Genomic DNA, 14,125 nt, shown 5'->3' with positions numbered 1-14,125 from the left:
GGAAATATACCTGGTTAGTCCACTGATTACTTCTCGCGTTTTTAGCAGGAAGTCTATTCAACTTAAGACCTCGGTCTTAAGCCATTGGCTTAGATGCCCAATGCCTGTCCGCCACCGACCTGAATGGTCTCTGCCGTCAGGAAAGCCGCATCTTTGCTGGCCAGGAAAGAGACTACGCCGGCTACGTCGTCCGGTTGCCCCAGTCTGCCGAGCATGATGTTGTTCGCCCATGAAGCGAACACCTCCGGCTTTGTTGACTTGATTTGCTTGTGGAAAGGCGTATCGATAGTACCGGGGGATACCGCATTGACGCGGATTCCGTACTCCGCCAAATCCTTGGCGAGAGCTCTGGTAATGGTCTGTACGCCTGCCTTTGAGGTACCGTAAATACCAGCTCCCGGCCCTCCTGCATTCCAGGCAGCGTTGGACGTGTAGTTGATGATCGTCGGGTTATCTCCTTTTTTCAGGAAGGGGATGGCAGCTCTTGAAGCGAAAAACACAGAATCAAGATTCAGTGCCATCACAAAGCGGTAAAACTCCGTAGTCATTTCTTCAAAGCGGGATCTTCCTCCTAACCCACCGGCATTGTTTACCAGCACGTCAATCCTTCCGTACTTTTCACCAATAGCCTTGATGTTAGAAGTTACGGCATCTTCTTTCGTTACGTCGAAGCCGTAGTACTCGGCCTTAATTCCAGCAGCGGTGAGCTCCTGTATTCTTTCAGCTCCTTTTTCATCGTCAATACCGTTTAGTACGACAGTATATCCGTCTTCACCTAGTCTCTTGGCTACTGCGAAACCAATACCGCCAGTGGCACCTGTGACTATAGCCACTTTTCCATTGTTACTCATGAAATGTAATTTGTCTTGTTTAGTTATTGTTGTTTTGATGAAATCCAGGCGGGGAAAGTCCCCCTCCCTCGATTAAAAATTTAGTCTTGATGAAAGCATACCTGAGTCGAAGCAGTTTTCAAGTTTCATAGCACTGCTCGCCCTTAACTACTAACCACCAATGGGAAGTTTGCAATCAATGGGTAAACCGTGCGACACCATTCTTCATTCCGAAGAAACAGCATGGTTAAACCTACTTTGACTTAGGCACGATTGTTCAGGTTCCCAAAATTGGATATGTCCTGAAAGGATGTTTCTTCATCCCTTATTTTTGCATGTGAACCTCTTTTCATGGAGGAAAATTACCCCAAATAAGTGGGTCTGCAAAATTGGTCAACCAGTTTTTGCGAAAATTTAGTCTTCCGTCCGGGTCGTCCCGGGCACAAAAAAAACGGTTATTCATTTTCAACTCGCACATCTTTGATTAACCATCTGACGGTCAAGAGATAGTGAAAACACAGTAGCTTGATTACCTTTGAGCTCACTAAAACCCCTCCGAAGAGCGGGTATTGCCCAAATCATATGATCCTGACCGCCACCGACCTTTCTCCCCGTGAGACTTATTCCTTTCTTGCCGGGGCTGTAGCGCCTCGCCCCATCTGCTTTGCCTCTACGATAGACGCTGAAGGCAAGGTAAATCTGAGCCCCTACAGCTTCTTTAATGTGGTTAGTGGAGATCCGCCGATGCTGGCTTTTTCTCCCCTACGCAGTGGGCGGGATGGGAAGACCAAGGATACGCTCAATAACGTATTAGCGGTGCCGGAGGTGGTCATTAATATCGTTGATCATGCTATGGTGGAGCAGATGTCGCTTACCTCGACCGCTTATCCACCGGAGGTGAATGAGTTTGAGAAGGCGGCGCTGACGCAGGTGCAAAGTGAGTCTGTGCGTCCGCCCCGGGTGGGGGAATCACCGGTTTCCTTCGAGTGTGTAGTGGACCGGGTGATTCCATTGGGTGACGGCCCTATGGCCGGCAATCTGGTGCTGGCTCGCGTGGTTTGTATTCACGTCCGCGACGAGTTCGCCCCGGGCGGAACCTTTGACCCTACCCTGCTCGACCTGGTGGGCCGCATGGGGGGCAATGACTACGTGCGCGCCATCCCGGAATCACTATTCGAAATTCCCAAGCCGGTTCGCAGCCTGGGCATTGGCGTTGACGCCCTGCCTCCGCACATCCGGAACAGCACTGTCTTGTCCGGCAACAACCTCGGTCGGCTCGGCAACGCCGAGCGCTTGCCAACCGAAGCAGAAATCGCCAAAGCCGCTAAGCTCCCTGCCGTAGCGCAGGCCAGGTCACAAGGTCGGGAATCTCTCCATACCCTGGCCAAGGACTCTCTGGAGCGGGGTGATGTGGAACTGGCCTTGCGCATTTTGCTGGGGTAATACCGCTATATGCGCTGCTCTGCGCCTGGTCGCCGAAGCGTACTCCGTTCGTGCAGTAATTGCGTAGCGCGGCTGGAAGCAGCTTTGGCCGATCGCTGCTGGAAGCAGCGTACGCCGGGCCAGCCAGCTTTTACATCCTTTTACATTCGTTATTAACTTTGGTGCAGCCCCGATCCTACCTTGCGGCTAACCAAATAATTGTCCGATGTACCTGTTTCCCCTGCTATTCACTTTGCTGTTTTCAACAGCCCCTGTACCCGCGGCGAGCGCCCCTCCTCCCATCCTTTACGTAAGTACGGACAATGGACAGCACTGGAATAATTTTGCCGAAGGCCTTCCGGAGAAACTGCAGGTTCGCAACGTGATGGATCATCAGGGCGACCTCTTCCTGGCCAGTAACACCAAAGGCATCTACGTACTGACAGCGGATGGCTGTACCTGGGAAAACCGCAGTAAAGGGCTTCCCCTTGGCAGCAAAGATTTTTTTCCTACTGCACTGTCGGCACACGGTAAGATTATTCTGCTGGGTACTTACCAGCATGGCGTGTACATTTCTAAAGACGGCGGCGCTTACTGGCGCCGGGCGATGTTTAACATCAACAGTACCGTAAGCGATTTCATTTTCAATGATGACCTGCTACTGGCCGCCAGCCACAGTGGCCTTTGGCAGTCTTATGATAATGGCGATAGTTGGAAACGCCACAGCACCGACCTGACTCCGATCAATGCCCTGTCTCTTCACAATGACCGACTCTTCGTGGCCAGGCAGAACGGTATTGGAATTTTGACGGACAAAGGCATCAGCTGGTCTGATGTGCAACCCGAATGGGCTTTCGCTCAGCTCCTTACCGGAGGAGATTACCTCTACGTCATTTCCGCTAAAGATGAGATGTATCGGACAAAAGACGGATCGCACTGGGAGCCCCGTCTCACCTGGTTCCCCAATGGCCTGCCCAACGACAATCTCCCCGAAGCGCTTTGGAGTGGATACAAAGCCCAAATCCCCGGAGATACGCCGGCCGGCCGGATCCATCCAACCTCACGGGGGTGGCTGGTTTGGCCGGGCTATGGTTGTTAGGGCTGTACTCTGCACAGTGGTCAGAACGGAAAGATTCCCTTTGGCTTTAGCACTTACTTAGGCTTCACCGTCACCATGACCCGCTTATAGCGACTAAGGGCAGGTACTCCTTTGTCCGTCAGCTTCAAAATAATATGCAGACTGGCCTCTTGCTCCAGCTCGGGAGCCGTCAGGTGAACCAGGTGAACATTATTAGCGGCTCCGACGCTAAAGTCACCTTTATAGCTTCCGGCTTCCGGATAATGAAACCAGAGGAAGCTAAGGTTGTCTCCATCCGGGTCAGTAGAATCGAATGCATCCAGGGTAAACTGTTCTCCTGCGGTAACCGTCAGCTTCTCCGGATGGCTGAGAACGGGCACCGGCGGGTGATTGGCGGCAGCAAAAGATTGGTAACACCAGTCCATTCGCGCCGCAAAGTCGTTCTGGAAGTCATCCCGCCACCGCCAGAGTGTCTCCCGATAACCGGTAAAACTTGCCGTGTCCGGCAAGACCGTCCGCCCGTATTCCTTAGGAAGGTATGGAACGTAATGGTCAGTTGCATTTGTCCAAATGGGGCGCGTCTCCGGAGAAATCTCCACGATGGAGCCTCCTTTTCGGGTCTTGCTGAAGTCAGGCTGATACAGTTCGTAGCGTCCGCCCCAGCCTCCCCACTCAGGCTTTTCTGCCTGATTGAGGCCATTAGGAATCAGAGATAAAAAAGCGGGCGTATCTCCTTCTACTCCCCAGGCAACATCGGGATAAACGGCGCCAAGGGCGCCGTGCCCCTGCTGAATATTATCCGCAATCCAGCTATTGCTGATTTCCTCGTTATCGTTACCCTTAATGAAGGCGTTGATTCCGGTCCAGGTAGCGTCAGCGTAGTAGTCTCCAGGGCTGACGATGTAGAAGAGGTCGGGGAAATTATTCCGGATCCAGATGCCGCTGTCGTCCTGATCGGAGATGGTGTACACCCGCAGTTTGGCAATTAGCTCCTGAGCCTTTTCTTTACTTTTCGTCTCCCGGATTTTATGCAGTGCCTGAGCCAGGGTATTAACGCCACCCCAGACGGATATCCAGAGTGGGCGCTCGTCGTCCTCTTCGAGAACTTTGATGATCCAATCAGAGCCTTCAGAATCCATTCCTTTGCCCACGCCAGACATGCCGTATTTTGGCAGGCCACGCTTAATGAGAGCTGACAAACGCTCCGCAGACGGGTATCCGGGTTCATGCTTCAGGAGGTTAGGCTGAACTTTACCGTAGGCATCGATTACCTTTTGAATGGAAGCGGGATTGATCGTTGCGGTCATCCAGCATGAGGTTGTGGCCACGAGGCCCTTAATGTCCAATTGATTGGCGTAAAGAAATAAACGTACCAAAGATTGAGTATCGTCGGGATCGGCTTCGATATCGGTCAGAACAATCAGGCGTTCTTTGGCTATCTCCTGGGCAGAGACCTCGCAGAATGGTGAGATTGAAATACACAATACCGTTAGTAAGATCATTTTATACTCAAGAGAAAAGATCCCCGTATAAGTGGCAAAGCGGCTGAATTTCATGTTGATCTTTCTTAGTAAGGATGTTGGTTAAATCCGACTTTAAGGTAAGGTAAAAATCAGCGGTTGAAGCAACTTAATACTTTAGCTTAAGCCAGCCTGAAAGAGCAGTAAGACAAGATTACTATTAGGAGCCCAGACATACCGACATTATCGGGCAGGTGCAATTGATCTACTGTGTGAGCGGGGGTGGTTACACGCCGAACAGAAGAAAAAACAGGTATGTGTTACCATTTAACCGATGAGGTCTACACACAGCCTTAAGGACATCCTAGTTTTAGTTTCCCTTTTAAAGAACTAAGCGTATAACTGTCCGATCATGAATCAATTCCTCTTTTTATTCCTACTGGCATTATTCCCCGTTACCGTCTTCGGACAGCAGGATTTCCTGCTGGAGGCGGAGTCTTTCCCTACTCCCGGGGGATGGCTGACAGACCAGCAATTCGTGGAACAAATGGGCTCTTCTTATCTAATTGCCCATGGCTCCGGTCAGCCCGTTCAGGATGCATCTGCGGAAATCAAACTCTCCGAAAAAGGTCTGTATCACGTTTGGGCCCGGACGAAAAACTGGGTTCCGGGAAATTGGGAAGCGCCGGGGCGCTTCCTCATTGAGATCAATGGAAAAAGCCTGAGTAATGAACTGGGGCTGAGCCCTGGATGGGGGTGGGAGTATGCCGGTAGTATAAAAAACCGGGGCAAAACATTGCGCATCAGTTTACGTGACCTCACCGGTTTTGATGGCCGCTGCGACGCCATCTACTTCAGCCAGGACCGCGAAGCGGTCCTACCCGATGGCGGAGAAGCGCTGGCCGAATGGCGCAAAGAAAAAGACGGAAGCCCCGAGGCCCCGGAAACCAACAAAGCCTATGACCTGGTGGTAACCGGAGGAGGTATTTCCGGATGCGCCGCAGCGATGGCCGCCGCAGAGCGTGGCTTACGGGTCGCCCTTATCCACGATCGCCCCGTGTTGGGTGGAAATGCCAGTAGCGAAATCAGAGTACACACCCTGGGGATATACGGGAAGTTTGCCCGCCTGCTAAAACTGATCGACACTGAGAAATACCCCAATGGCCATCCGGATGCCATCAAAGACCAGCAAAAGCGGGACGACAATATGGCCAGCTTCCCCAACATAGACCTTTACCTCAACTGGCGTGCCTATGACGCGGTTTCTGCAGACAATCAGATCCGGCACGTCGATGCCCGGCATACCAGAACAAACGAGCGTATCCGCTTTTCGGCACCGCTCTACGTAGATGCCACCGGCGACGGGTGGATCGGATATTGGGCCGGAGCAGAATTCTCTTACGGCCGGGAAAGTGTGGACACCTACGGCGAGGAATGGGATAAATGGGGTGAAGTCTGGAGTCCCGAAGAAGCGGATAATGCCGTGATGGGTTCCTCCATTTTATTTCAGACCCGGGTAGCCGAGAAGCCGGTAGCCTTTCCCGAGGTTCCCTGGGCTGCACCGGTAGCCGGTGAGCACGCAGCAGTGGCTGGAGAATGGTACTGGGAGTTTACCCGAGACGACCTTCACCAGATCGATGATGCAGAAGAAATCCGGGATCATCTGCTACGAGCCATTTACGGTTCTTATGCTAATGCTAAAAAACTGCCCGAAAACGCCAACTACGCCATTGACTGGGTTGGGTACCTCGTGGGTAAACGCGAGAGCCGCCGCCTGGTGGGTGATCATATTTTCACCTTCAACGATGTAAGAAACAATACACCTTTTCCGGATTCTGTAGTGCAGGAGATCCGGGCAGTTGACGTCCATTACCAGCGTAATCTGCTTGAGGAAGACACCCCGGACTTTCTCTCCGAAGCTCTGTTTTACAGGAACGGGGTCTACTTCATCCCCTACCGGAGCCTGTATTCTAAAAACATCAGTAATCTGTTCATGGCGGGGCGCAACTTCAGTTGCTCCCACATTGGCCTGGGCGGCCCCAGGGTAATGAATACCTGCGGACAAATGGGAGCAGCCGTTGGCTTCGCAGCTTCTCTGTGCAAGAAATACGGCGTTGGCCCCCGGGCCATTTATGAAGTTCATTTAAAAGAGTACATGCAGCTAATTGAAGATCAGCAGGAAACCCAATTGCCCGAAAAACGATGAATCTGTTGGAGTCTATTTCGGAACGGTATAGAAAGCCCTGCCTAAGCGCTTTTTTACTCTGGGGGCTGGGGGCATGGTGGATGCTGGTGGCGGGCCTGCCGGTAAATAAGCCAACGCATCTGCGGTCAGGCTTCAAACTTGAAACGGTAAGCAAAAGTGAAGGAGCGTTTCTGTTCCTCAACCCGGACACCTCCATTACTCATCAGATGAATCTGCTTTATTCGTCGGAGGGGGAACCACTGCTTTACTACGCGGCCATTAATACGCCGGTTTGCATCGATGGTATCTGTAAGCCCGTATTAGTGGAGATGTATTGGGACCTGCTGGGCGACTACGTTGGTTACGGAGAATACCCCAACCAACCCCTGACCAAATACGACCATGATCCTTTTCTCTCAGAAGACCACGAAAAGCTGCACGGCCTGCTGCTGGACCGCAACTCAATTCTGGACCGCAAGTCGCTCGATGACCTCTACGACCTGAGGGGCGTAAGTCAGGATAAGATCGCTTATAACGGGGTAGAGATTGATGGCATCAGCGGTGCGACGAAAAAGGAGATAACGGCCTCCATCGTCAGCGGGGCTCTTTATTCCTGTTACCGGCTTTGGTACCTCGCACACGGTGATGCGAGTCGGAAAATCCGGGAGAACCTTCCTGCCATTTACTCCGATACGCTGGCGAGACAGTTTCTTCGCTCCGGCCAGAGCACTTACCGCTACTACGCCGTCCGGCAAATGGAAGGAGCAGACTTTGCGGACTTCGCCCCGGTGATGAACGTTTTTGAAGAGGGCAACCCCCTGGTCAGAAAACATATCCTCAAGAAATTGCCCGACAGCCTGCTGCAACAGTCTGATATCTACGGTCCGCTCTACGAAATGTTTCCGGATCTGGACAACGGCAGCAAAACCCTGCTGCTAAAAAAACTTCCCCTTGCACCTGCGGCCGCGCCCCCTTTGTCTGATCACCTGATTGAAATGAGCAGGAATCAGCTACTCATCTATCTGAAACAGCTGGCGAAAAGCGGTGGGCAACTCCCCCCTGAAGTCCGTGACAACCTGGAGGAGGCAGCACAAAACCCCGACTTCATTTACGCCTATTTGATACAGGATTTTCTTATTCCCTAAATCACAATTATATGCCCAGACATTTTGCCCTATTCCTTTTAGCAATTGTTTCTCTGTTGCTGGTTACCTGCAAGAGTAGGCACGCGCAAAATACGCCGCCATCATCTCCGGCTGTCTATACCGTTTCGCTGGGGAAAGTGGCCAAGAAATCCATTTTCCGCAACGACTCCATGAGCATCTGGGGGGGCTCAGTCGTGAAAGATGATGCAGGCATTTATCATATGTATTATTCCCGATGGCCACGCCGACTGGGCTGGGCCTGGGTCACCGATTCTGAGATTGCCCACGCCACGGCCCCTACGGCCTTTGGCCCCTTCACCTTTCAGGACGTCACCCTACCCCGCCGGGGAGCAGACTATTGGGACGGTTGGTGCACCCACAATCCTACGGTGAGGAGATACAACGGAAAGTACTATCTCTATTACATGGGCAATACGGGGGATCAACGAGTGACTTCCATCCCCGGTGCAGAGAATCCCAACGCCCATCTGAACTGGAGCCACCGTAACCTGCAGCGGATTGGAGTGGCCGTAGCCGATAACCCCAATGGCCCCTGGGAAAGGTTTGATGAGCCACTGATCGATGTATCGCCGGACAGTAACGCGATCGATGCGCTCATGACCAGTAATCCTTCCATCACCCAGCTCATTGACGGCAGCTATTTACTCATCTATAAAGGAGTAGCCAAAAAGAAGAGAATGCCTTTCGGCGGTCCGGTTGCCCATGGCGTGGCCGTTAGTAATTCCCCAACCGGACCGTTCTACAAACAAGCCGGCGTAGAGGTATTCACCATTGAAGGAGATGACTTTCCGGCTGAAGACCCTTTCATCTGGCACCACCGGGGTGCTTATCGTGCCATTGTAAAAGATATGAGGGGGATCTTCACTGAGGCCGGAAGATCACTGGCTTTATTCAATTCTGATGACGGATTAGACTGGACGCTTTCCGAAAAACCTCTCCTTAGTGACACGCAGATTTTCTGGGAAGATGGCTCCATCACCGACGTGGACCACCTTGAGCGCCCCCAGCTGTACGTTGAAAACGGCGAACCGTTGATGCTCGTCTGTGCTGCTGACACACTGGACGGGAACGGGGTTCGGCAGTCGTTCAATGTACAAATACCAGTGATCATTAAATAAGCCATCACTGCAGCACCTCCCGCATCTTCCGTAACCAATTCCCGTGGAAGATCGCATCCACCTCCGTTGCCGAGTAGCCTCTTTCGGCCAGTAGCCCCGTCAGCTTCTGCAAATCAGCAATGGTATCAAGGTCCGACGGTCCCTGCTCTGTTCCGAAGCCTCCATCCAGATCCGTGCCGATCGCCACGTGATTGGCATTGCCCGCCAGCTGGCAAATGTGGTCCATGTGGTCAATCATCTGTTGTAGGGTGACGACTGTGTTGGACGGATGAGATTTACCCCGTATCCATCCCGGTACCATCATCCAGGCGTCCAGTGGCATACCGATCACGGCGTCTCGTTCGAGGAGGGCCTTCAGCTGCTCGTCGGAAAACTGCCGGTTATGGTTCACCAGCGCCCGGCAGTTACTGTGGCTGGCCCAGACGACGCCCCGGAAGCACGCCATCGCTTCCCAAAAGCTGGTATCGCAGAGATGCGTCACGTCCAGGGCCATGCCCAGACTTTCCATTTCCTTCAGCAGTTGCTTTCCCTTTTCGCCGATACTTCCTTCGCTGTTGGTCCCAAAGGCATAAGTACCCGGGCCGTAGTGCGCCGGGCCGGTGGCCCGGAGCCCGCGCGCCTGCAGCTGGTGTAAATGGTCAAAGGTTACGATGGAATCCGCCCCTTCCAGCGAGAGGAGGAAGCCAATCGGGCCGCTATCCTCTTGTCCGTGAAGGCCAAGATGATCGTTCAGGTCTGGCTCGTTTTTAATCATCCGCAATGCTCCCTGACGGTCCATTTCTTCGTACCAGGCCAGCTGGGCCTGGACCATCCCCCAGGCCTGTTCGGGGGAGCGCCATCCGCCGAGCGGATGCGTCGGTTTGGCGTAGCGGGCGATCAGGGTGCCGAAGCACAGGCCTACATTGCCGGCTCTCATCTCGGGGAAGGCCACGGTGGAGTTACCTCGATCGGGCTTGTCCGTCATTCCTTTTTCCAGCTCGCGAATTCGGGAAACGGGTTGCCGCAGGTCGCGGTTCCACTCCATCGCATTCATGCTCAGGTCAAGGTGACCATCAATGATTAAGGGCTGTTGCTTCATACCGTTATTTTTCGGTCACGAGCGATAACTTTCCACTCATCCACCAGCTCTCCACCCCTAAAAACATGGGCGCGTTCGTAGAGTGCCACGGTAGGGCAAACGTGGTAGGGGTAACCAAGCAACACCTCTCCGGGCTGGAAAACATCAGCTTCCACCGTCTTGATCACCAAGTGTTCTTCGCTATGACCGATCTGCGTCAGCTCATGAGGCGTTTGCAGAGCGACTCTGGGAAAGGTCATTTCACTGGCGATGCTCTTGTGCCCTAAGTCGAGGCAATAAGTATGGGCGTCCGTTTTGGAAATCACCCGGGTAGCGACCATGGCGGCCTTCTGGAAGGCCTGCTCGGGGTACACTTCGCCGTAGCGCTGGTCCCAGAAAATCCAGGTACCCGGGCTGCATTCCACTTCGTGGTGCTTCCGGTGAACGCTGAAGGACGGGCTGCCACCGGCAACGATGGGGAGTCTTTTCTGTAAGGCTTCCGCCAGTCGTTCCCGGAGGTCCGTCACTTCCTCAAAGGCTGTCCGGGAAGCGGCAGTTCGCTCCTCCAGCGAAGACATCCGAATGTGCCCGTCGTAGCAATGCAGGCCGACCAGCTCGACGTGGTCAAGCGGCTCACAGCTCAGCGCCAGATCGTAGGCCAAAGCAGCCGAAATGCCCGTACGGAAATGTCCGTTATTCAGGTCGATGTAAACGCGGGCGGTTTTACCAGCTTCGGCAAAGACACAGTTGAAGTGTTCCGCTGAAGCCGGATTATCGATCAGGGCGGAGAACATTGTCCCGGGATATTTATCCGTCAGCACCAGTAGCCTATTCACCTTAGGGCCCTGTAAGGGATAGGCGATCAGGACGTCTTTCGCCCCCGCCATCCCCAGCATTTCGGCTTCAGCGATGGTAGCGCACTTGAATTTGTAAATACCGGCGGCTACCTGCATACGGGCCACCTCCAGCATTTTATGGGTCTTCACGTGGGGGCGGAAGCGGTCCGGGGCACCGGCGTACTCCAGGGCAAGATGGATGTTGTGTTCGACCTTATCCCGATCAATGAGGAGGGCGGGGGTATCTAGCTGAGAAAAATTCATATGGGTATTTTGTACCGCCGACTTCAGTCGGCGGATTAAGATCATCCGCCGACTGAAGTCGGCGGTACAAACATCAATCTTTCAGCAAAAAACAAGCTTCAATTTCCACCGGGATATTATCGGGCAGCGTGGCCATGCCTACGGCGGAGCGGACACCAACGCCTTTTTCCTGCCCCCAGACCTTAGCAAACAATTCGCTGCAGCCGTTGATCACGTAGGGGTGACGTTCAAAATCCAGGGTAGCGTTGACCATACCGAGGACTTTAACCACCCGCTCGATGCGATCAAAAGATCCCAGGTTGGCCTTTAGGGTCGCCAGTATCGCCAGGCCGACTTGCTGAGCGGCGGCTTTACCCGCCTCGATGTCCATATCTTCCCCTACCCGACCGATGATGAGACTGCCATCTTCCTGCACCGTCCCGTGACCGGAGACGTAGACCAGCTTATCCACGATCAGGAAGGGCTTGTACACGCCCAGTGGCTTGGGCGCTGGGGGAAGGGTCAGGCCGAGGGCGGCAAAATTTTGGTCTGGGGACATGATAATTTTTTAAGTTCATCAATAGGACAGGAAAGGTACGGGATGGTTTTTAATATAGGGAGTATGGGGCAACGGGGCACAGCTGTAGTGGAAGGGTCTAACTATCCATGAGGGCATCTATACCCGAAGGGCCTTTAGGAGTGTCTATGCTCGAAGGTCCTTCCAGGACGCTTCGAGGTAGGCATTCCAGGAACCTTCCAGCGTTCCGGCAAAAGCGCGCAGCGCCACTCATAAACCTTTACCCCAGCATCAAGCTGACCCCATTCCCCCCAAACCCAGTTGCATTTACCAACACCTTTTTACCCGGCATAACGAGCAAGGCCCCACAGACCGCCAGCGGACCACTCGCCCCGAAGGTATGGCCCGTCGCCCATTTGAAGCTCGTCACTAGCGGATCCTCCGGCTGGTTCTCGGAGAGCGCCTGAATGGCCGTCAGCTCCGCCGCATCTCCCCGGCGGGTGCCGGGGGCGTGGGCGACGATGAGATCAGGGTAGCCGTTGGCCTCGATCAATTCCCTCATGCAATGATGGAGCGCTGCGCCTTGCCGGCTAATCCCCGTCAATGACCGCGCCCGCTCGCGGCCGAAGGCAATGCCTTCGATCACGGGTTTACCCGCAGCATCGTCCTCCAGGCTCAGGGCCAGGAAGGCGGCGCCCTCCCCTACCACCATGCCGGAGGCAGGGGTAGACATCGGTCGGCAGGCGTGTTCGCCGGCGGGGGGAATGGGGGCACATATCCGCAGAGCTTCCATCTGGCGGAGGGTGAAGGTCGTCAGCGGCGCCTCCGCGCCGCCTACCAGCACCCGCTCGGCCATTCCTGCCCGCAGCAAAGCTACCCCATGCAGGATGGCGTGCATCCCCGAGGAGCAGGTAACACTCAGGCTCGATGCCAGTGCACTGGTACCAAAGTAATCCGCCAGCGCGAAGCCGATGCTCCCCAAAGTAGTGCTCGGGGAAGTCTTAGGGCCCGCTTTACCGGTCTCCGTGAATTCAGCAAAAGCTTCCTCCCAATTCCCCGTCGGACCACGAGAACAGCCCATCAGGATACTGAAGTCTTTGTCTTGCCAACCAGCTTCAGCTACGGCTTGGTCGGCGGCGTGGAGGGCGAGCAGAGTCGTTCGGTCTACACCTCGTTCTTCGGCGAACGCTTGAATTTTATGACTATGTGGTAAGTCTTTTACCCGATACACCGGTAAGCCCGTTTCCTCGTCTATTGACCAGCAAACCCGCCCCTCCCGATAGGAGGCCAGCGCGGCTTCTTTCGTCGAGCCTGCCGCAGAGACGGAGGCGTGGGATTGGATGATGATTTGCATGGGGGCGCGAAGGTAGGGTGTTTCAGGCGACCATAAAACCACTTATTACTCCGACATTTACTCAGTCGAACATCTCCCACCTTTCAACAACGTGAATTTCTCTACCGATTGAATCCTGAATGAATGCTTCAGCTCCTAGTAAATAATATCCTTCTGACTTCTCTATCACATCAAACGTTTTAGCAAAGATTCCGGCAGGACCATAAATAAAAGTTCCAGCATCGTCTCCGAAAATTAAGGTCGGAGGATCTGCAGCATAGAACCAGGTACAGGTGTCAATCTGAAAACCCCGGTCTTCGATCATTATTCCGTCTTCACGAAAAAGAACGCGGTTTTGGGTTTCTTCGTAATCCCAGACGACGACTACGTACTGGCCAACAAAATCGTTATTAACACTCTACACATACTGCTCTTTTTTAATAAATTCATCATGATTTTGATATCAGTCCAAAGTAGCCACAATCCTAGCCGGACATTTACAAAATTGCTCGATTAAACCTCCCCATGAGCTTATTCTATAAATTGATTAAAATACTTCATCCTCTTTTCTGAAATAAGTTTGATTTCTTCTTCTTCCATCGAATCGAATATCGCACGTACCAGCCAGCCAGCCTCCCCAAACCAACGTCCCTTAGCGAAGGATCGGGGGAACTTATACTTACTATTTAGTAAATACCTTTTCACAATTATAAAAGCTTTATCTGATTTTTTCAGCGCATAAAAAATTGGCCAGTTACTATCTTCGGCATCAATACTATGGTCTGGGCGGTGTATCAAATGTAAGGGTGAAGTATTACTCAAAATGGCAGTGAAGCAGAGTTGCTAACTTGTTAGCGACCAAACTTCCAAATCATGCTCA

At 53.2% G+C, this 14,125-nt stretch carries 13 protein-coding genes; 5 read left to right on the top strand and 8 right to left on the bottom strand.

Annotation, left to right across the window (positions count from 1 at the left end):
- Positions 1 to 89 precede the first annotated feature (89 nt).
- Positions 90 to 851: an SDR family NAD(P)-dependent oxidoreductase gene (locus BM123_RS19450; protein WP_090172009.1), complete on the bottom strand. Its 762-nt coding sequence runs from the start codon at positions 849 to 851 to the stop codon at positions 90 to 92.
- Positions 852 to 1,412: 561 nt separating this feature from the next.
- On the opposite strand from BM123_RS19450, the gene BM123_RS19445 reads away from it, so the two are divergent.
- Both BM123_RS19445 and BM123_RS19440 read left to right on the top strand, forming a co-directional pair.
- Positions 1,413 to 2,273: a flavin reductase family protein gene (locus BM123_RS19445; protein WP_090172007.1), complete on the top strand. Its 861-nt coding sequence runs from the start codon at positions 1,413 to 1,415 to the stop codon at positions 2,271 to 2,273.
- Positions 2,274 to 2,478: 205 nt separating this feature from the next.
- The gene (locus BM123_RS19440) at positions 2,479 to 3,351 is read left to right on the top strand and encodes a WD40/YVTN/BNR-like repeat-containing protein (RefSeq protein WP_090172005.1); all 873 of its coding nucleotides are present in this window, start codon (positions 2,479 to 2,481) and stop codon (positions 3,349 to 3,351) included.
- 53 nt (positions 3,352 to 3,404) lie between these two features.
- Here the strand turns inward: BM123_RS19440 and BM123_RS19435 are convergent, their stop codons facing one another.
- Positions 3,405 to 4,832, bottom strand: coding sequence for a nucleoside hydrolase-like domain-containing protein (locus tag BM123_RS19435; RefSeq protein WP_090172112.1), 1,428 nt, complete (start codon positions 4,830 to 4,832; stop codon positions 3,405 to 3,407).
- 370 nt (positions 4,833 to 5,202) lie between these two features.
- Here BM123_RS19435 and BM123_RS19430 point away from each other — a divergent pair, with 370 nt between their 5' ends.
- Genes BM123_RS19430 through BM123_RS19420 form a run of 3 tightly spaced genes read left to right on the top strand, consistent with a single transcriptional unit; the run spans position 5,203 to position 9,259 of the window.
- On the top strand, positions 5,203 to 6,996 hold the full coding sequence (locus BM123_RS19430; RefSeq protein ID WP_090172004.1) for an FAD-dependent oxidoreductase: 1,794 nt from the start codon (positions 5,203 to 5,205) through the stop codon (positions 6,994 to 6,996).
- 5 nt (positions 6,997 to 7,001) lie between these two features.
- A complete protein-coding gene (locus BM123_RS19425; RefSeq protein ID WP_139211976.1) occupies positions 7,002 to 8,120 on the top strand; it encodes a hypothetical protein in 1,119 nt (372 codons plus the stop codon).
- A gap of 11 nt (positions 8,121 to 8,131) precedes the next feature.
- Entirely contained in the window at positions 8,132 to 9,259 is a 1,128-nt protein-coding gene (locus tag BM123_RS19420) for a glycoside hydrolase family protein (RefSeq protein ID WP_090172001.1), read from the top strand.
- A 4-nt stretch (positions 9,260 to 9,263) separates the two neighbouring features.
- Here BM123_RS19420 and BM123_RS19415 read toward each other — a convergent pair whose 3' ends face one another.
- The 6 genes from BM123_RS19415 to BM123_RS19390 all read right to left on the bottom strand — a co-directional run bounded on the left by BM123_RS19415 (position 9,264) and on the right by BM123_RS19390 (position 14,067).
- Positions 9,264 to 10,337, bottom strand: coding sequence for a dipeptidase (locus tag BM123_RS19415; protein ID WP_090171999.1), 1,074 nt, complete (start codon positions 10,335 to 10,337; stop codon positions 9,264 to 9,266).
- Complete coding sequence (locus tag BM123_RS19410) at positions 10,334 to 11,416, bottom strand: D-TA family PLP-dependent enzyme (RefSeq protein WP_175489470.1); 1,083 nt, start codon at positions 11,414 to 11,416, stop codon at positions 10,334 to 10,336. Before BM123_RS19410 ends, BM123_RS19415 begins: the two co-directional genes overlap by 4 nt.
- Before the next feature lie 73 nt (positions 11,417 to 11,489).
- Positions 11,490 to 11,954, bottom strand: a complete 465-nt coding sequence (locus tag BM123_RS19405; RefSeq protein ID WP_090171995.1) for a RidA family protein — start codon at positions 11,952 to 11,954, stop codon at positions 11,490 to 11,492.
- Between the two features lie 238 nt (positions 11,955 to 12,192).
- Positions 12,193 to 13,266, bottom strand: coding sequence for a beta-ketoacyl synthase N-terminal-like domain-containing protein (locus BM123_RS19400; protein ID WP_090171994.1), 1,074 nt, complete (start codon positions 13,264 to 13,266; stop codon positions 12,193 to 12,195).
- A gap of 61 nt (positions 13,267 to 13,327) precedes the next feature.
- The gene (locus BM123_RS19395) at positions 13,328 to 13,570 is read right to left on the bottom strand and encodes a hypothetical protein (protein ID WP_090171992.1); all 243 of its coding nucleotides are present in this window, start codon (positions 13,568 to 13,570) and stop codon (positions 13,328 to 13,330) included.
- A gap of 206 nt (positions 13,571 to 13,776) precedes the next feature.
- Complete coding sequence (locus BM123_RS19390; protein WP_139211974.1) at positions 13,777 to 14,067, bottom strand: hypothetical protein; 291 nt, start codon at positions 14,065 to 14,067, stop codon at positions 13,777 to 13,779.
- Positions 14,068 to 14,125 lie beyond the last annotated feature (58 nt).

The organism is Neolewinella agarilytica (assembly GCF_900110645.1).
GTDB classification, from domain to species: domain Bacteria; phylum Bacteroidota; class Bacteroidia; order Chitinophagales; family Saprospiraceae; genus Neolewinella; species Neolewinella agarilytica.
This window is presented reverse-complemented; position numbering and strand designations above follow the sequence as displayed.